The 17,812-nt window shown below is 61.3% G+C and carries 15 protein-coding genes; 8 read left to right on the forward strand and 7 right to left on the reverse strand.

Going from position 1 to position 17,812, the window contains the following annotated elements:
- Positions 1 to 51 precede the first annotated feature (51 nt).
- Positions 52 to 2,769, forward strand: coding sequence for an aconitate hydratase AcnA (acnA, locus tag ACSOSP_RS35055; protein WP_455315227.1), 2,718 nt, complete (start codon positions 52 to 54; stop codon positions 2,767 to 2,769).
- A 90-nt stretch (positions 2,770 to 2,859) separates the two neighbouring features.
- On the opposite strand, the gene ACSOSP_RS35060 is transcribed toward acnA, so the two are convergent.
- Positions 2,860 to 3,081 (reverse strand): type II toxin-antitoxin system Phd/YefM family antitoxin, encoded by a 222-nt coding sequence (locus ACSOSP_RS35060; RefSeq protein ID WP_455315228.1) that lies wholly within the window; start codon positions 3,079 to 3,081, stop codon positions 2,860 to 2,862.
- A gap of 88 nt (positions 3,082 to 3,169) precedes the next feature.
- On the opposite strand from ACSOSP_RS35060, the gene ACSOSP_RS35065 reads away from it, so the two are divergent.
- On the forward strand, positions 3,170 to 3,406 hold the full coding sequence (locus tag ACSOSP_RS35065) for a hypothetical protein (RefSeq protein ID WP_455315229.1): 237 nt from the start codon (positions 3,170 to 3,172) through the stop codon (positions 3,404 to 3,406).
- An 11-nt stretch (positions 3,407 to 3,417) separates the two neighbouring features.
- Here the strand turns inward: ACSOSP_RS35065 and ACSOSP_RS35070 are convergent, their stop codons facing one another.
- On the reverse strand, positions 3,418 to 4,866 hold the full coding sequence (locus tag ACSOSP_RS35070; protein WP_455315230.1) for an NAD-dependent succinate-semialdehyde dehydrogenase: 1,449 nt from the start codon (positions 4,864 to 4,866) through the stop codon (positions 3,418 to 3,420).
- A 310-nt stretch (positions 4,867 to 5,176) separates the two neighbouring features.
- Between ACSOSP_RS35070 and ACSOSP_RS35075 the strand changes: the two genes are divergently transcribed.
- The 4 genes from ACSOSP_RS35075 (at position 5,177) to ACSOSP_RS35090 (ending at position 10,326) form a co-directional block, all read left to right on the forward strand.
- Entirely contained in the window at positions 5,177 to 6,223 is a 1,047-nt protein-coding gene (locus ACSOSP_RS35075) for an FUSC family protein (RefSeq protein WP_455315231.1), read from the forward strand.
- 139 nt (positions 6,224 to 6,362) lie between these two features.
- Positions 6,363 to 7,031 (forward strand): (2Fe-2S)-binding protein, encoded by a 669-nt coding sequence (locus tag ACSOSP_RS35080; protein ID WP_455315232.1) that lies wholly within the window; start codon positions 6,363 to 6,365, stop codon positions 7,029 to 7,031.
- A 13-nt stretch (positions 7,032 to 7,044) separates the two neighbouring features.
- Positions 7,045 to 8,058 (forward strand): FAD binding domain-containing protein, encoded by a 1,014-nt coding sequence (locus ACSOSP_RS35085; RefSeq protein ID WP_455315233.1) that lies wholly within the window; start codon positions 7,045 to 7,047, stop codon positions 8,056 to 8,058.
- Positions 8,059 to 8,085: 27 nt separating this feature from the next.
- Positions 8,086 to 10,326 (forward strand): xanthine dehydrogenase family protein molybdopterin-binding subunit, encoded by a 2,241-nt coding sequence (locus tag ACSOSP_RS35090; protein ID WP_455315234.1) that lies wholly within the window; start codon positions 8,086 to 8,088, stop codon positions 10,324 to 10,326.
- Positions 10,327 to 10,341: 15 nt separating this feature from the next.
- Here ACSOSP_RS35090 and ACSOSP_RS35095 read toward each other — a convergent pair whose 3' ends face one another.
- Genes ACSOSP_RS35095 through ACSOSP_RS35105 form a run of 3 tightly spaced genes read right to left on the reverse strand, consistent with a single transcriptional unit; the run spans position 10,342 to position 12,323 of the window.
- Complete coding sequence (locus ACSOSP_RS35095) at positions 10,342 to 10,974, reverse strand: hypothetical protein (RefSeq protein WP_455315235.1); 633 nt, start codon at positions 10,972 to 10,974, stop codon at positions 10,342 to 10,344.
- 35 nt (positions 10,975 to 11,009) lie between these two features.
- Positions 11,010 to 11,798, reverse strand: a complete 789-nt coding sequence (locus ACSOSP_RS35100) for a molybdopterin-dependent oxidoreductase (RefSeq protein WP_455315236.1) — start codon at positions 11,796 to 11,798, stop codon at positions 11,010 to 11,012.
- A gap of 3 nt (positions 11,799 to 11,801) precedes the next feature.
- Positions 11,802 to 12,323 carry a cytochrome b/b6 domain-containing protein gene (locus ACSOSP_RS35105; protein WP_455315421.1) on the reverse strand — a complete coding sequence of 174 codons (522 nt, stop codon included), beginning with the start codon at positions 12,321 to 12,323 and terminating at the stop codon, positions 11,802 to 11,804.
- Between the two features lie 351 nt (positions 12,324 to 12,674).
- Between ACSOSP_RS35105 and ACSOSP_RS35110 the strand changes: the two genes are divergently transcribed.
- Complete coding sequence (locus tag ACSOSP_RS35110) at positions 12,675 to 13,355, forward strand: heavy metal response regulator transcription factor (RefSeq protein ID WP_455315237.1); 681 nt, start codon at positions 12,675 to 12,677, stop codon at positions 13,353 to 13,355.
- Positions 13,352 to 14,770: a heavy metal sensor histidine kinase gene (locus tag ACSOSP_RS35115; RefSeq protein WP_455315238.1), complete on the forward strand. Its 1,419-nt coding sequence runs from the start codon at positions 13,352 to 13,354 to the stop codon at positions 14,768 to 14,770. Before ACSOSP_RS35110 ends, ACSOSP_RS35115 begins: the two co-directional genes overlap by 4 nt.
- Here ACSOSP_RS35115 and ACSOSP_RS35120 read toward each other — a convergent pair.
- Positions 14,735 to 16,600 carry an FAD-dependent oxidoreductase gene (locus ACSOSP_RS35120; protein WP_455315239.1) on the reverse strand — a complete coding sequence of 622 codons (1,866 nt, stop codon included), beginning with the start codon at positions 16,598 to 16,600 and terminating at the stop codon, positions 14,735 to 14,737. The two genes, ACSOSP_RS35115 and ACSOSP_RS35120, sit on opposite strands and share 36 nt — an antisense overlap.
- On the reverse strand, positions 16,597 to 17,673 hold the full coding sequence (locus ACSOSP_RS35125; RefSeq protein WP_455315422.1) for a DedA family protein/thiosulfate sulfurtransferase GlpE: 1,077 nt from the start codon (positions 17,671 to 17,673) through the stop codon (positions 16,597 to 16,599). The genes ACSOSP_RS35120 and ACSOSP_RS35125 overlap by 4 nt, the downstream gene beginning before the upstream one ends.
- Positions 17,674 to 17,812 lie beyond the last annotated feature (139 nt).

The raw sequence follows: 17,812 nt of genomic DNA on the forward strand, positions 1-17,812 counted from the left end.
AGATCGCACGTTTCGAAGGTATTTCCTCGTTTAAACCAAGGGAAAAAAAACATGGCCCACAATCTCCACAAAACGCTCAAGGAATTCGACAGCGGTTCCGGCAAAGGCAAGTACTACTCGTTGCCCGCACTCGGAAAGGCGCTGAACGTCAAGATCGAACGCCTGCCGGTGTCGATCCGCATCGTGCTGGAATCGGTGCTGCGCAACTACGACGGCAAGAAGATCGGCGAGGAGCACATCAAGCAACTGGCTACCTGGAAGCCGGTCGCCGATCGTACCGATGAAATCCCGTTCGTCGTCTCGCGCGTCGTGCTGCAAGACTTTACCGGCGTGCCGCTGCTCGCCGACATCGCCGCCATGCGTGGCGTTGCAAAACGCGCAGGCAAGGACCCGAAGGCGATCGAGCCGCTCGTGCCGGTCGATCTGGTGGTCGATCACTCGGTGCAGATCGATTACTTCCGTCAGAAAGACGCGCTCGACCTGAACATGAAGCTGGAATTCCAGCGCAATAACGAGCGCTACCAGTTCATGAAGTGGGGCATGCAAGCCTTCGATACGTTCAAGGTCGTGCCCCCGGGCGTGGGGATCGTGCACCAGGTGAACCTGGAATATCTGGCGCGTGGCGTGCATAAGAAGACCGTCGACGGCGATACCGTGTATTACCCGGATACGCTCGTCGGCACGGACAGCCACACGACCATGATCAACGGTATCGGCGTGGTGGGCTGGGGCGTGGGCGGTATTGAAGCTGAAGCCGGCATGCTCGGCCAGCCGGTCTATTTCCTGACGCCGGACGTGGTGGGCGTCGAGCTGAAGGGCAAGATTCGCGAAGGCGTGACGGCGACCGACCTGGTGCTGACCGTTACCGAAATGCTGCGTAAAGAGAAGGTCGTCGGCAAGTTCGTCGAGTTCTTCGGTGAAGGCACGAAGTCGCTGTCGCTGCCGGATCGCGCGACCATCGGCAACATGGCGCCGGAATACGGCGCGACCATGGGCTTCTTCCCCGTCGATGAAAAGACCATCGAGTACTTCAAGGGAACGGGCCGTACCGACGCAGAAATCTCGGCGTTCGAAGCCTATTTCAAGGCGCAGAACCTGTTCGGCGTGCCGAAGGCCGGTGACATCGACTACACGAAGACGCTCACGCTCGACTTGGGCACGGTGGCTCCGTCGCTGGCAGGTCCGAAGCGTCCGCAAGACCGTATCGAAATCGGCAACGTGAAGTCGAACTTCACCGAGCTGTTCTCGAAGGCTGTCAGCGACAACGGCTTCGGCAAGAAGGCTGCTGACCTGACCACGCAATACACGACCACGAACAAGGTCGATGTGAAGAACGGCGACATCTTGATCGCCGCCATCACGTCTTGCACGAACACGTCGAACCCGAGCGTGCTGCTTGCTGCCGGGCTGCTCGCGAAGAAGGCTGTGGAAGCCGGTTTGACCGTGGCGCCGCACATCAAGACGTCGTTGGCGCCAGGATCGCGGATTGTCACGGAGTACCTGACGAAGACGAACCTGCTGACGTACCTCGACCAGCTCGGCTTCACGCTGGCCGCTTACGGCTGCACGACCTGTATTGGCAACGCAGGCGACCTGACGCCGGAACTGAACGACGCGATCACGAAGAACGATATTGTGGCTGCCGCCGTGCTGTCCGGTAACCGCAACTTCGAAGCGCGTATTCACCCGAACATCCGTGCCAACTTCCTGGCATCGCCGCCGCTGGTCGTGGCTTACGCCATTGCCGGGAACATGACGGTCGACCTGATGACGGAACCGGTCGGCAAGGGCAAGAACGGCAAGGACATTTTCCTCGGCGATATCTGGCCGACGAGCGATGAAGTCAACGCGCTGCTGAAGTACGCGTTGGACGCCGATGCATTCCGCAAGAACTACGCTGAGCTCACGAAGACCGGCGACTTGTGGAGCAAGATCGAAGGCGAAGCAGGTCAGGTCTATGACTGGCCGAAGTCGACGTACATTGCCGAGCCGCCGTTCTTCGGCAACGACTTCTCGATGACGCCGGCCGACAGCATTCCCGAAGTCAAGGGCGCGCGTCCGCTGGGCATCTTCGGTGACTCGGTCACGACCGATCACATCAGCCCGGCTGGTTCGATCAAGGAAAGCTCGCCGGCAGGCGTGTGGCTGAAGGCGAACGGCGTGCAGAAGGCCGACTTCAACAGCTACGGCTCGCGTCGCGGCAACCACGACGTGATGATGCGCGGCACCTTTGCGAACGTGCGGATCAAGAACCTGATGATCCCGCTGAAGGCAGACGGTTCACGCGTGGAAGGTGGCCTGACGATATTCCAGCCGAGCGGCGAAGAATTGTCGATTTATGACGCAGCGATGAAGTACATCGATGCCGGCACGCCGACCATCGTGTTCGCGGGCGAAGAGTACGGCACGGGATCGTCGCGCGACTGGGCCGCGAAGGGCACGCAATTGCTCGGCGTGAAGCTGGTCGTGGCACGTAGTTTCGAGCGGATCCACCGTTCGAACCTGGTCGGCATGGGCGTGTTGCCGCTGCAGTTCAAGGGCACGGACAGCGTGCAGTCGCTCAATATCACGGGCGAAGAAACGTTCGATCTGGAAGGTCTCACGTCCGATATCAAGCCGCAGCAGGAAGTGACGCTCGTGATCCATCGCAAGGATGGCAGCGAGCAGCGCGTGACGGTGTTGCTGCGTATCGATACGCCGATTGAAGTGGATTACTACAAGCACGGCGGGATCCTGCCGTTCGTGCTGCGCTCGCTGCTGGCAGCGTAAGTTTTTAGTATTTGTTGCAGGTGACCGCGCCCTATTGAGATCAGGGCGCGGGAACGTTGAACCCGGCTTCGGCCGGGTTTTTTTTCGGGTTTATCGCTTGAATTCAGCGACCGATTCGCGCAGCCGTTGTGCATTCTTGGCCGAACCAAGGAGATGCAGGGTCTCTTGCATGCTGTTGTAGTCACGCTCCGAAATCATCACGATGCGCTTGCCGTTCCGCCGGGTAATCAATGTTGGCGCATGGCTGTTGCCGACCTCATTCAATATCTTTTTAAGGCTGCTGCGAAGCTCTTTGAGCGTGAAAGATTTCATTCTTCGATCCGGGTGTTTTAGTATCGTATGATGATTACACGGCCTTCGATGCAATCATGCGTCTGATCAGTCACATCAGGGAGAGAGAATGGAAAAAGTTGTCACCAGAAAGATCCGCATGTCGCCCGCCGAACGAGCGGAAGAGGCTAAAACGCCCGAGGGCCGAGCCCGACATTCGAGGTTCGTCAAACACCTTATGTCGATGCCAAATGTCGGGTTGGATTCCGACTTTGAGCGGATACAAGGCGTTAGTAAAAGTCCGGGCGAAACCGCCGAACAAAGAAAAACGCGACGCGCCAAAAGGCCGCGTCGCGTTTTCACCTGAAGCTATTGGTATTACCGCGCCTCGCTCACAAACTTCGTCACGAGATACGCTTCCATCGCTTCGCTGCCGCCTTCCGAGCCGTAGCCCGAGTCCTTCACGCCGCCGAACGGCGTTTCCGGAATGCCGAGCCCGTGGTGGTTGATCGACACCATGCCGCTTTCGATGTCCTCGCCCACCGCCGCCGACGTCGCGCTCGAGCGCGTGTACGCATACGCTGCCAGCCCATACGGCAAGCGGTTCGCTTCCACGATAGCTTCATCGTAAGACTTGAAAGTCGAAATCGGTGCGATCGGGCCGAACGGCTCTTCCGTCATGATGCGCGCTGACATCGGCACATTGGCGAGCACCGTCGGCGCGAAGAAATACCCTTCACGGCCGATGCGTTCACCGCCCGTCAGCACCTTGGCACCCTGCTCCACCGCATCGGCGACCAGACGTTCCATCGCTTGCAAACGGCGGCCGTTGGCAAGCGCGCCCATTTGTACGCCTTCTTCCAGGCCATTGCCGACCTTGAGCTTCTTCGTCGTCGCGACGAAATGCTCCGTGAATTCCTCGTAAGCCGATTCCTCGACGATAAAACGCGTCGGCGAAATGCACACCTGACCGGCATTGCGGAACTTGGCGCTGGCCAGAAGCTTGGCTGCGCGCGGGATGTCGGCATCGGCGAAAACCAGCGCGGGTGCGTGGCCGCCGAGTTCCATCGTGGCGCGTTTCATGTGCTCGCCGGCCATGGCGGCCAGCAACTTGCCGACTGCCGTCGAACCCGTGAACGAGATCTTGCGGATCAGCGGATGCGCGATCAGGAACTTCGAGACATCGGCGGGCACGCCGAACACGAGGTTCAGCACGCCGGCGGGCAAGCCTGCGTCGATGTAAGCCTGAACCAGCGCTGCGCAGCTTGCCGGCGTTTCTTCCGGTCCTTTCAGCACGACCGAGCACCCTGCCGCGAGCGCCGCCGACACCTTGCGTACAGCCTGATTGATCGGGAAATTCCACGGCGTGAACGCAGCAACCGGGCCGACCGGCTCACGCGTCACGATCTGGCGCACATTGCCCGCACGTGACGGGATCACGCGGCCGTAGGTCCGGCGCGCTTCCTCAGCGAACCAGTCGATGGTGTCCGCCGCGCCCAGCACTTCGACGCGCGATTCAGCCAGCGGCTTGCCCTGCTCCATGGTCATGATCGCGGCCACTTCCTCGGCGCGGTCTCGCAGGTTTTGCGCGGCACGGCGCATGAGCTTGCTGCGATCGAATGCCGATACCTTGCGCCAAGCCGCGAAACCGCGTCCGGCGGCTTCCGCTGCTTCGGCGAGATGCTGTTCGCCGGCCAGCGAGAGGCGGCCGATTTCCGCTTCCGTCGCCGGATTGACCACGGCGGTGTCGCGGCTACCCGCGCGCCATGCGCCGTCGATGTACAACTGCGTGCTCGGGTAATGACGCGATGAAGTGCTTTCGCTCATGCTTGGCTCCTGATGTTCGTGGTGTTCACGGTTATTGGGAAAACTGCCGCCGGGGTTGAGTCACCGTTCCCGACCGTCGAAACCCGGCGATTTAACCGTTTATGGTAACGCGATCACGAGGGTTTTGCTTGGAGGTGGTGTTTGGGGACATTGACGCGGGCCGCAGTGGACGGCTTTACGTCGGCCATTCTCATCGGTTTGAACTTAAACTGATTGCGGCGGCATTCCAGGATTGCGCATCCGCAGCCGCCATTAAAACGGCCAAGCCCGAGTCAGACAACCCCGACGGAATTCAGCCAATAAACCCCTCGTGCTTACGAAAAAACTCACGCCCGCGCCCGAACTCAGGCGCTTCGCCCGTACGCTCGTCAGTTGCCTGCTCAGCTATTACGTCGCCAAGCTCGCCACGCTCCCGGAGCTTTTCTGGGCAGTCATCACCACACTGATTGTCGTCACGCAACCCAGCCTCAACCAGGCGCTGAACACCGGCCGCGACCAGATCATCGGGGCGGCGACCGGTGGAGTGGTCGGCGTGGTCGGTTTGTTCGCGATCCTGCATGGCGCACATCCGCTCATCGTGTTCGCCATCGCACTCCTGCCGCTCGCGGCACTCGCCGCGTGGCGGCCGACGCTCCGGCTTGCCTGCGTCACGCTCGTTGTCGTTGTGCTGGTTCCTGCAAGCGGCGTGGGCTCACCGTTCGCACGGCCGATCGACCGTGTGCTTGAAATCCTGATCGGCGCGGGCGCGGCGCTCCTCGTCGCGTTCCTGATGCCGAATCGCGCGATCAATGCGGCCCACAATCGCGCGAGCGAAATCGTCCTCGCGTTGGGCGAGTTGATCACACTGACGCTGCGCAAGCCCGAAGACGCGAACGAAGCCGAGCGCTTGCATCGGCGATCTGCCGCCGCGGAACAGGCACTCGACGATGCCATTACCGAGGCGGGCCGCGAGCACATCATCGAGCCGGTGAAGCGTACGCGGGGGGATGTGGTCGACAAAGTCGCTCCCATGCTGACCCGGCTGCATCGGGACGCGCTGTTTCTCGGTCAGGCTTTCACCGGTGATCCGCAATTCGCGGGACGACTGAGCGCGGTCAATCGCGACGCGCTGAACGTGACCGCTGACGCATTTACGGAGGCTGCCAACACATTGGCCGCCACGCTCGATGCCGATCAAAGCGATCAGGACGACAAGGTCCGGCTTGCGCGTGAGTCGTTCGAGAAGCTGAGAACGGTATCGAAAAATGCATGTGAATCGATGGAGAAATACACGGTGCTGGCCTTCGTGCTTAACCTGCTGGTCCAGGATTTTGGGGATCTGATCGCGACGGTTGAAGTGCTGGATAAACGCGGATAAAAAACCGGCTCTCCACCCGTCCGCCATGTTGCCGCCATCTCGCGGCCATCTTGACGCCACCGCGGTTGCCTATCATGAGCATCGAACGCCAAGACCACGGCGGTCCTCTTCTATCCGTGCTTCAACGGGAATTCGACTCATGAACGACAAGCCTCAGCAACCGGACATTACCGATGATGAACCGGCGACGCTGTTCGAACGCGTAACGCGCCGCTCATTTTTGACGCGCGTCGGAGCGGCGGGTGTCGCCGTGAGCACCGGGCAACTTCATTCTCTTGCTCGCGCAGATTCCGACGACGCAAGCCAGAACGATACGCCAGGCGGCATCGACGCGACCACGAATGGCAACGTTCATGTTCAATTGAACGTCAACGGCACGCTGCACGAACTGGATATCGATCCACGCACCACCCTGCTCGATTGCGTGCGCGAACATCTGCGCCTGACCGGCACCAAGAAGGGCTGCGATCATGGCCAATGTGGCGCGTGCACGGTCCATGTGGATGGCAGGCGCGTGAATTCGTGCCTGAGCCTCGCAGCCACTCACGAAGGTGAAGCCATCACCACGATCGAAGGCATTGGACGGCCAGGCAACCTGCATCCAATGCAGGCAGCCTTCGTCGAGCATGACGGCTTTCAATGCGGCTACTGTACGTCCGGGCAGATCATGTCCGCCGTCGCGCTGCTCAAGGAGCCCTACGACCACAGCGACGAGGACGTCAAGGAAGCGATGAGCGGCAACATCTGCCGCTGCGGCGCCTATTCGAACATCGTCTCCGCGATCCAGCACGTTCGCACGAAAATCTAAGCGGAGCGAACGAATGGAACACTTTCAGCTCAAGCGCGCGGCCGACGTCAAACAGGCGCTCGACATGGCAACGGCGCAGACCAGCGCGGCCAGTCCGTCGAGTACGCAATCCACGCGCTTCCTGGCCGGAGGCACGACACTGCTCGACTTGATGAAGCTCGACGTGGAGCGCCCGACCCAGGTCATTGACATCCACCGCCTGCCGCTCGATAAGGTCGAAACACTCGACGATGGCGGCGTCACGATAGGCGCGACAGTGCGCAATGCCGATCTCGCGAATCATCCGCTGATCAAGACGCGCTATCCCGTGCTCTCCCAGGCGTTGCTTTCGGGCGCATCGGCGCAGTTGCGGAATATGGCGACAACCGGCGGCAACCTTCTGCAACGAACGCGCTGCGTCTATTTCCGCGATACGGCAACACCATGCAACAAGCGCGAACCGGGCAGCGGGTGTTCCGCGATCGATGGCTTCAATCGCAATCTCGCCATCCTTGGAACGAGCGATCATTGCATCGCGACCAATCCATCGGACATGAATGTCGCACTGACGGCATTGGAGGCGACGGTCCATACCGAAAGTTCGGATACCAAACGAAGCATCGCCATCGACGACTTTTTCCTCTTGCCCGGCACTACGCCTGAACACGAAACATCGCTGCGTGCAGGTGAGCTGATCACGCACGTGACGCTTCCCGCTCCGATGCCCGGCAGCCGCAGCGTCTATCTGAAACTGCGCGACCGTGCATCGTATGAGTTTGCGTTGGCATCGGCTGCGGTTGTCGTGACCGTGTCGTCGGGCAGGATCGATCAGGTCAGGATTGCGCTGGGCGGTGTGGGCGTGAAGCCATGGCGTTCACGCGAGGCGGAAGCGGCGCTCATTGGACGCGCAGCCGATGCCTCTGCGTTTCGTGCAGCAGCCGAGGCCGCGCTTCAGTCGGCCCGCCCGCAAAGCCAGAACGGCTTCAAGGTCGAACTGGCGACACGCTGCATTCAGCACGCGCTCACGCTTGCCACCCAGACTGCCTGACTCGATGTTCGCGTCGCGGAGAAGACAATGCTATTAGCTTCAAAGAAAGTGCAGCCATCGATTGGCGGCGACTTCCAAAGGATTGATGCACCGCTCAAAGTGAGCGGTCTTGCGACCTACACGTCGGATTTTGCCTTGCCCGGGATGCTGTACGCCGTGCCCGTTTGCGCGACGATCAGCAAGGGGCACGTGACGCGGCTCGATACCGCTGCGGCCGCGAAAATGCCCGGCGTGAAGGCGGTCTACACGCGCGAGAACATTGGCAAGTTCTACAGGATCGGTTTCGCGTCGGACGCGAGAATCGACGAGAAACGCCCGCCGTTTGAAGATGATGAAATTTACTACTACGGCCAGTATCTTGCCGTGGTAGTCGCCGATACCTTCGAGCAGGCAACCGCTGCATCCGGCGCGGTGAAGGTCAGTTATTCGACAAGCCAGCCCGATGTGCGCACGGAGATGTCGGCGGAAGAAAAGCCTTCCGTCGATACGCAGCGAGGCGACTCGGACACCGCCTTCGCCGCTGCCCCCGATGCGCTAAAGATCGATCAGACCTACACCACGCCGATCGAAACGCACAACCCGATCGAACTGCACGCAACGGTCGCCGCATTCGATGGCACGAACTATACGTTTTACGAAACATCTCAGTCGATAGTCAACCAGCGCCAGGTCATGGCGCTGATGCTTGGCGTGTCTGAAGATCAGGTGCGCGTGATCATGAAATACCTAGGCTCCGGCTTCGGCGGTAAACTTTTTCCATGGTCGCACTCGTTGCTCGCAGGCGCTGCCGCGCGTAATCTGCAGCGCCCGGTCAAACTGGTGGTGACTCGCGAGATGATGTTTCATAACGTGGGCCACCGTACCAGCACGCAGCAGCGCATGCGTTTGTCGACCACTCCCGATGGGCGGTTCACCTCGTTCCAGCATGACTACATCTATCAGACGGCTCGACGGGAAACACGCAAGGAGAACTGCGGCGAGACGACGGGCTATCTGTACAGCTCGCCGAACCTGCGAGCGACGGCTGCTCTCGCGCGCCGGGACATTGCTCCCAGCACATCCATGCGCGGCCCCGGCGCGGTTCCGGGCCTGTTCGCAATCGAGTCGGCTGTCGATGAACTCGCCATCAAACTCAACGTCGATCCGCTGCATTTGCGCTTGATCAACGAGCCCGCCATCGACGAAAGCCGGAACGTGCCGTTCTCGTCGCGACACCTCGCGGAGTGCCTGACGCTCGGCGCTGACAAGTTCGGCTGGTCGAACCGAACCGCAACCGTTGGGTCAATGCGTCGTGATGGCCTGGTGATCGGATGGGGTATGGCAGCGGGGTCGTGGGCGGCGCGGCGGCAGCCTGCGGAAGTGAACGTCGAACTGCATGGCGATGGGACCGCGCGTGTATCGACGGCGACGCAAGACATCGGCACGGGCACCTATACCATCCTGGCCCAGATGGTCGCCAATCTGACGGGTATCGCGCTCAACAAGATTGCTGTTGTGATCGGCGATACCCGTTTGCCGCCGGGACCTTTATCCGGTGGCTCGATGGTGACAGCGTCACTGGTTCCGGCCGTGACGCAAGCGACGCAAGCTGTCGTCCAGCAGCTTCTTGCAACCGCCGCCGGCGCGGACAACTCGCCGTTCAAAGGGCAGTCAGTGGACGTGCTGGGATTCGAACAAGGCATGGTCTATCGCAAAGGGACATCGCCCGGAGCAGGCGTGCCATTCGAACGCATCCTTGGGCCTGCGCAGGTCAGCATCTTGATGGGGAGAGGTCGTTCCGGCGCAAGCCAGACAGACGCCAATGCGAACAAAGTGTCGATTCACTCGTATTGCGCGCACTTTATCGAAGTTACGTGGCAGCCGGAAACTGCGCGCTTACGCGTAAGTCGGGTCGTCAGCGTGGTCGATGCCGGCAAGATCATCAATCCACGCACGGGTCGTAATCAGATCGAAGGAGCAATCGTGATGGGCGTCGGCATGGCGCTGTTCGAAGAGACGCACTATGACTCTCGTTCAGGCGCGCCGCTGAACCGCAACCTCGCCGACTACGTAATGACGACACACGCCGACTCGCCGAAGATGGACGTGACGTTCCTGGACTACCCGGACTTCGCGCTGAATCCGCTCGGCGCGCGCGGGATTGGAGAGATCGGCATGGCAGGCATTGCGCCTGCCATTACGAATGCCGTCTATCACGCAACGGGGGTACGTGTGCGCGATCTTCCGGTGAAGATCGAAGATCTTCTAGCAGCGCCAAGGCCAGCCTAGCGCCGCATCACACCATTACATCGGCGGCGCAACGCCATCCTTCTCAACCACGACGCGCGAGGCCGCGAACTCCGTACCGCTCACCGGCGCGGCCACGATAAACACCTTCTTGCCCGCGACCAGATCCGTGCGCGCCGCCGGCGCGAACGTCACAACGGGCACGCCGTCCGGCACCGTCACCGTGTTGCTGCCACCCTTGTACGACAGCTTCAGATCACGACCGCTCGTGCCCGTCACAACCTGATCGACGTTCGCATTCGTCATCGTGCTGTTCGGCGACAGATCCCACGCATAGTGACCTTCACCCGTACCGCGCGCTGCTTCCGGGAACACCAGCACTTCGGTTGCCGTCATCTTGCCATCGGTACCCGTGGTCGCTGCCGTGCCGATAAACGAACCCGGCTTGATATCGGCGAGCTTGATGTTCTTCACCGCCGTGACCGGCGTGTCCTGCTTCAAGTCGATCGTCACGGTGTCGCCGCTGCGACGATGCACGGTCAGCGTATCGCCGGACAACGAGACGATATCGCCACGAATGCGCGAGGGTTTAGCCGCCGGCGCCTGGGCAAACGCAACGCCGGCAAACGCGAGCGCTGCAACCGATGCACCGAGTTTCAAACGCAAAGAAGTGGATGACATAACAGACATGGAAGCTCCAGTTTTAGTATTTGACGCGAGAAAATTCAGGCACCACCGAACCAGTTGTAACCCTGGTTCTCCCAGTAACCGCCGGGATATTCATTCGTCACGGTAATCGCGACGATGTGCTTCGGGTTCTTGTAGCCGAGCTTCGTCGGCATGCGCAGCTTCATCGGGAATCCATACTTCGGCGGCAGGACCTGCCCGTCGTACGTCAGCGTCAGGAGCGTCTGCGCATGCAGCGCAGTCGGCATGTCGATGCTCGTTGAATAGTTATCCGCGCAGTGGAACGCCACGTATTTGGCCGTGGTGTCGGCGCCGGATCGCTTGAGGAAATCGGAGAAACGCACGCCGCCCCACTTGCCGATCGCACTCCATCCTTCAATGCAGATATGCCGCGTCACCTGGCTTTCCTGCGGCAACGCGCGCAACTCTTCAAGCGTCCACACGTTCTTGCCCTTCACCAGGCCGCCGACCGGCAGCTTGTAGGTGGCGGCATCGACTATAGGTACATCGTCAATGTCATAGAACGCGTTGAACGGGAACGGTCGCGTGATCATCGACTCGGGATAAGTCGGCGCGAGCTTATTCGGATCGAAGAGGAACGCTTGGGCATCGTCGTTGAAACGGGACATGGTCCGCAGCACGGTGTTCACGGATTTATCGTCCGAGATGTTGCAGCCCGACAGCATCATGAGGCCGCCCAGCGACAGGATGCGCTTGCCGAACAAACGCCGCGCCGGCGCCTTCAGTTCATTGCGCGCATCCTTGAGGATATTGTCGACATCGAGCTTCGCGTTAGCGGCTATGAGCTCGCTCTTTCTGTTCAGCATGGTTCAGCGGCCCCGGATCATCAGCAACAACGAACGTGGAACGAGCGCAACCATCGCCACGTGCAACACAAAGAACGCCACCAGGAAACTCATCGCGAAGAAGTGGACCACGCGGGCGTTGTCATAACCGCCCATAAGCTCACGCAGCCACGGGAACTGCACCGACTTCCAGACGGCCAAGCCCGACAGGATGACGACCACGATGTCCACGATCACCGCGAGATAGGCTGCCTTCTGCACGGCGTTGTAATGCGTGAGATCGTCATGCTTGAGCTTGCCGGTCAGCGCGGCGCGCAGATCGCCGAACAGGCTTTTGACGCTGAGCGGAAACAGCTTGCGGCGAAAACGTCCGGAGAAAATGTTCATCCCCACGTACAGCAGGAAGTTCACGACCAGCACCCACATGGCCGCGAAATGCCAGAGCAACGCGCCGCCCAGCCATCCGCCCAACGTAATGCTTGAAGGAAAAACAAACGAACGGAAAATCGGCGACGCGTTATAGACCTGCCAGCCGCTCGTCGCCATCACCACGACCGCGAGCGCGTTGATCCAGTGCGTGATGCGAATCCAGCCGGGCTGGACTGTGACGTGAATGGAACGTTGAGTCGATGATGAATTCAAGCTCGCCTCGTAGGGGATGGATCGAAAACGGTACCAGTACGCAGCAGCTCGCAGATTCGGGGAGACTTGATAGCCAGCGCGCCGAGCCGCGACACACGATAAGGCCTCGTCTTGATTGCATCTTAGCGACCGCACACTGATCTGCGGATGACGCGTTAATGACTTTTTTGTCATCTTTTCCACGCGTCCGGGCAGGTGGATAGAATGGGCTTTAATTGCAACCCAAACCTCACGCACAAGCAAAGCGCCCGCAGCATGACCATCCTGGTTATAGAAGACGACCGCAAGACCGGTGACTATCTGAAGAAGGGGCTCACCGAGTCCGGGTATCAGGTCGACCTGATCCGCAATGGCGCCGATGGCTTGCATCAGGCGCTGGCGCATCCGTACGAACTGATCGTGCTGGACGTCATGCTGCCCGGCCTCGACGGCTGGCAGATCATGCAGGCGTTGCGCGCGAAGCGTGACCTGCCGGTAATCTTCCTGACCGCGCGCGATCACGTCCGGGACCGTATTCACGGCCTCGAACTCGGCGCGGACGATTACCTCGTCAAGCCGTTCTCGTTCACCGAACTTGTACTACGCATCCGCACGTTGCTGCGACGCGGCGTAATCCGCGAATCCGATGTATTCCAGGTCGCCGATCTTCACGTCGATGTCCTGCGCCGACGCGTGACGCGCCAAGGTATAGACATCGCATTGACGAACAAGGAATTCGCGCTGCTCCACCTCTTCTGCAAGCGGCAAGGCGAAGCGCTGTCGCGGACCTTGATTGCATCGGAAGTGTGGGACATGAACTTCGACAGCGATACCAACGTAGTCGATGTCGCCATCAAACGCCTGCGCGCGAAACTCGATCAACCCTTCGATATCAAGCTGATCCACACGGTGCGCAGCATCGGTTATTCGTTCGGTGCATCCGGGGACGCGCATTGAGTCCGCTATGGCGTTCGCGTTCGCTGGTCGTCCGGATCACGTACCTGTTCGCGCTGATCGTGTGCGTGGTGGTGAGCATGGTCGGCGGATCGCTGTATCACGCGACCAGCGCCACGCTCTCCACGCGCGCCGACTATCAGTTGATCGGACGTGTCGAACATTTCCGCTCGCTGCTGCACGATCTCTACACGATCAAGGAAATTGAAGCGCGGCCCAAGCTGTTCGAAACCATGCTCGGCGACAGTCAGGACGTGATCATTTTCCAGCGCCCCGGCCTTCCGCCGTTCATCAGCGTGAACCCGGAAAACATGCCGTTGCCGCCGCTCGTCCCGGTGCCGGTGCAACGCGCCGTCAACCTCAAGGCGCTCTATGAAGGCACGCGCCACGACGGCGTGCGCATGCGCTGGGTCGCGGCGCAAGCACGAGTGGGCGACAGCGGCGAAGTCATCGAGATCATCGCGGCACACGTGATGACCCAGGAAGCGCGGGTCCTGTCGACGTATCTCCTGCGTGTCTGGATCACCGTGGTGAGCGCGGTGCTGATCACCGCGCTGCTCGCCTGGTGGGTATCGAGCCGCGGTCTTGCGCCGCTGCGGAAAATGGCCGACAGGGTCGCCGGGATCACGCCCGACACCTTGTCCGCGAGACTCGATATCAAGAACACGCCGACCGAATTGCAAAGTTTAGCAATGTCGTTCAATGCCATGCTTGATCGCTTGTCGACCGGTTATGAACGGCTGCTGCAATTCTCAGCGGACCTGGCGCATGAGGTACGCACGCCTATCGGCGTGCTGATCGGACAGACGCAGGTCACGCTCGCGCACACCCGCAACGAGAGCGAATACAAGAGCGTGCTGGAGTCGAACCTTGAGGAGCTGGAGCGGCTTGGACGCATCGCGCAGAACATCCTGTTTCTCGCGCAGGCGGATCATGAGCGGCAGAACCTGGAGCGCACGCCGCTGAATATTCGCGAGCAGCTGGAAACCATTGCAACGTACTTCGAAGGACTCGCCGACGAACGCAATCTGAGCTTCGAGGTGCATGCCGAAGGCGAGATGATCGCCAACGCAATCATGTCCCGGCGCGCCATCAGCAACGTGGTAGTCAACGCGGTGCGTTATGCCGAAGCCGGCACCACGATCCGCCTGAGCGGCAGCGAAGATGCGCAGGGTGCGTTGATCGTAATCGGGAACCAGGGCGTGCCCGTCGCGCCCGATGATCTCGCGCGCCTGTTCGACCGCTTTTATCGCGGCGATGCAGCCCGCAGCGAATTCACGGAATCAAGTGGCCTGGGCTTGTCCATCGTGCAGGCGATCATGCGGCTGCACGGCGGGTCGGCGTCGGTGAGTTGTTCAGCGGACGGCTGGATCGAATTCACCCTACGGTTTGCCGCTACACCGCCCCGCCAGGTCTAGCTGCGCCTCTCCCGCCGCGCCGGCCTTGAGCGCCAGTTCCTGACGCTCGGCCAGCAGACCGTGAATCTGCGATACGACCGCCGCGCCCTCGCCCACCGCCGCTGCCACCCGTTTCGTCGATGCCGAGCGCACATCGCCGATGGCAAACACCCCCGGCACGCTGGTTTCCAGCGAGGTCGAGCCATCCGCGTGGCCACCGTGCGCAGCGGGTCCCGTCAGCACGAAACCCTTGCCGTCGGTGTTGACGTTGCAGTCGTGCAGCCACGCCGTGTTCGGGTTGGCGCCGGTGAAGAGGAACAGATGCCGCACGTCGAGCGTGAGCGGACCGTCAGGCGTCTTGCAATGCACGGCGGCAAGCAACCGGCCATCGCCTTGCAGCGACTCGATCTGCGTACGCGTATGCACCGTCACGTTGGGCAACGACGCGATCCGGTCGACCAGGTACCTCGACATGCTCAGCTCCAGTCCCGGCCCGCGGATCAGCAAATGCACGTGCGCCGCATGCGAGGCGAGATACACGACAGCCTGGCCCGCCGAATTGCCGCCGCCCACCAGCACGACTTCCGAGCCCTTGCAAAGCTTTGCCTCGACCGGCGACGCCCAGTAGTACGTGCTGCGTCCTTCGAATTTTTCGAGCCCGGCAATGTCCGGCCGCCGGTAAGCCGCGCCGGTCGCGATCACGACCGTATGCGAGCTCACGCGTGTGCCGTTCATCAGCTCGATCTGGATCGGCATGCAGTCGCAATGAAGCGCCTTGATCTCCGTCGGAATGGCGATGTGCGCGCCGAACTTCTGCGCCTGCACGAACGCGCGCCCGGCCAATGCCTGACCGGAAATACCGGTCGGAAAGCCGAGATAATTTTCGATCCGCGAACTCGCGCCGGCCTGGCCACCGGGCGCGCGGCAATCGAATACCGCAACCGACAAGCCCTCGGAGGCCGCATACACGGCCGTCGCCAACCCGGCCGGACCGGCGCCGACGACAGCGACATCGTAGATATGCGCCGGATCGAATTCCGGCAGCCAGCCAAGTTGCGACGCGAGCTGGTTTTCATCGGGCGCGCGCATCACCGTGCCGTCGGGGCAAATGACGAGCGGGAAATCCGCCTTCGATGTCGAGATCCGTTCGAGCAATGCAATGGCTTCGGGATCGGTACACGCGTCGATCACGGTGTGCGGATATCCGTTGCGGCTCAAGAAGCCCTGCAGCGATACGAGCCGTGCATCGTTCGACGGGCCGACGAGAATCGGACCGCTGCCCTTTTCGATCAAACCGACGCGACGCAGGATCAGCGAGCGCATGATCCGTTCGCCGAGTTCCGCTTCCGCCACCAGCAGCGCGCGCAGCCGCTCGGGCACGATCAGGATGGCTTCCACGTCTTCTATCGCGTGACCATCGACCAGCGCCGGCTTGCCCGACAACTGGCCAACCTCCGCCAGGTATTGACCGGGGTCCGCCTCGGTCACCAGATGCACGTGGCCCAGTCCGTCGCGCCGCGTCACCCGCACGCGGCCGTTCAACAGCACGAACATGCCCGGCCCGGGCACGCCGACTTCGAACATCAATTCGCCCGCGCGCCAGTACTGGACGTTGCCGAAGCGCCGCATGCGGTCGATTTCCTCGCCAGTGAGAAACGGGTACATCTGGTGCTTGCGGCTTTGGAGCGGCGAGAACGGCGCGTCGGCCGCAGCTTCTGCCGGCGCCCCGGTGGCGGTGTCGTTCGTGATCGAGTTGAGGTCTTCCGACGCGGCCGACGGACTGTCGCGCCAATCCGGATGACCGTGGCCATGCTTGGGCAGTTCGTTGATCCCTTCGGGCGTGGTGCTCATGCCGGGCGATCTCCATGCAGGTAGACGGCGTCATGCAGCGCGCCTTTGCCGGCCGCCGCCGCTTTCGCGGGCCACGGGCACATGGCGGCCATTTCGCCCAGGTCCTCGCGCGCGCCGCCGAAGTCGGTCAGCGGCTTGAGGTCGAGACCGGCGAGACGCCAGGCGTCGAGGCCGCCGGTCAGCGGCACGACGTCCTTGAAACCCGCGTTGCGTAGCGCCTTGGCCATCCACGCCGCCGATACCTCGTTCGGACACGAGCAATAAATCACGATCTTCTGATCCGGCTGGTAGCTTTCCACGATCTTCTGCAGTTCGCGTTCATCGGCGAAAACGGAGCCGGGAATCACGAAAGGATCGAGCACGCGTTTCTCTGCGGAACGGATATCGAAGATAGCGGGCAGCGGTTCGTCTTCCATCAGCGCGTACAGCTCGTCGACGGTAATGCGTGCCGTTTCCAGCGTCTTCATCAGCATCTTCCGGCGCCAGTAGCGGTAGGCCACGTAACACGCCAGCGCGACCGCCACGACCAGGAGCGCCTGCTTCCCGAGCCGCGCGATCATGGCGAACACCATGTCGAGTTCAGCCGCGAAGATCACGCCCACCGCGAGTCCCACCGCGGCCCATAACGCCACGCCCACGCCGTCGTGCGCGATGAACGAGCGCGTGCGCACGCCCATGGCGCCGGCGAGCGGCACCGAAACCAGCGACAAACCCGGGATGAATTTCGCGACCAGCAGCACCCGCACGCCCCACTGGCCGAAAAAGCGCTCGGTCTTTTTCACGCAGGTATCGCGCGACAGGGACAGCTTGCAAATGGTCTTGAGCGTGCGGTCGCCGTAACGCCGGCCGCCCTGGAACCAGACGAGGTCGCCCAGCACCCCGCCGAGCGTGGCGATGCCAAGCATCAGCGCAAGATGGGGCCACAGGGCCTGGCCGTTGAAGCCCATCATGGCCACCGACGCACCGACCACGATCAAGGTAGGCATGGCGGGAACAGGCAGGCCGAGCGCTGCGCCCATTACGTTGAAAAAGACGATTGCCGGGCCATACCGGTCAGCCAGTTCATGCAACAGCATGGGATTCTCCTGCAGGTTGTGCAGCGCTGGATTCGGGTGTGGAGAGCCTGAACGCCGTGGGCGCTTCGCGCAAAGCGCTTACTTTATACGGCTCGTTTGACGGCATTGCGATGAAGCGCGATGAGTACCGGAACGG

The organism is Caballeronia sp. KNU42, from assembly GCF_053760385.1.

Bases quoted from the DNA above. Each gene is read 5' to 3' on its own strand.
- acnA (WP_455315227.1), top strand. From the start codon at position 52: ATGGCCCACAATCTCCACAAAACGCTCAAGGAATTCGACAGCGGTTCC.
- ACSOSP_RS35060 (WP_455315228.1), bottom strand. From the start codon at position 3,081: ATGAAATCTTTCACGCTCAAAGAGCTTCGCAGCAGCCTTAAAAAGATA.
- ACSOSP_RS35065 (WP_455315229.1), top strand. From the start codon at position 3,170: ATGGAAAAAGTTGTCACCAGAAAGATCCGCATGTCGCCCGCCGAACGA.
- ACSOSP_RS35070 (WP_455315230.1), bottom strand. From the start codon at position 4,866: ATGAGCGAAAGCACTTCATCGCGTCATTACCCGAGCACGCAGTTGTAC.
- ACSOSP_RS35080 (WP_455315232.1), top strand. From the start codon at position 6,363: ATGAACGACAAGCCTCAGCAACCGGACATTACCGATGATGAACCGGCG.
- ACSOSP_RS35085 (WP_455315233.1), top strand. From the start codon at position 7,045: ATGGAACACTTTCAGCTCAAGCGCGCGGCCGACGTCAAACAGGCGCTC.
- ACSOSP_RS35090 (WP_455315234.1), top strand. From the start codon at position 8,086: ATGCTATTAGCTTCAAAGAAAGTGCAGCCATCGATTGGCGGCGACTTC.
- ACSOSP_RS35095 (WP_455315235.1), bottom strand. From the start codon at position 10,974: ATGTCTGTTATGTCATCCACTTCTTTGCGTTTGAAACTCGGTGCATCG.
- ACSOSP_RS35100 (WP_455315236.1), bottom strand. From the start codon at position 11,798: ATGCTGAACAGAAAGAGCGAGCTCATAGCCGCTAACGCGAAGCTCGAT.
- ACSOSP_RS35105 (WP_455315421.1), bottom strand. From the start codon at position 12,323: ATGGCGACGAGCGGCTGGCAGGTCTATAACGCGTCGCCGATTTTCCGT.
- ACSOSP_RS35110 (WP_455315237.1), top strand. From the start codon at position 12,675: ATGACCATCCTGGTTATAGAAGACGACCGCAAGACCGGTGACTATCTG.
- ACSOSP_RS35120 (WP_455315239.1), bottom strand. From the start codon at position 16,600: ATGAGCACCACGCCCGAAGGGATCAACGAACTGCCCAAGCATGGCCAC.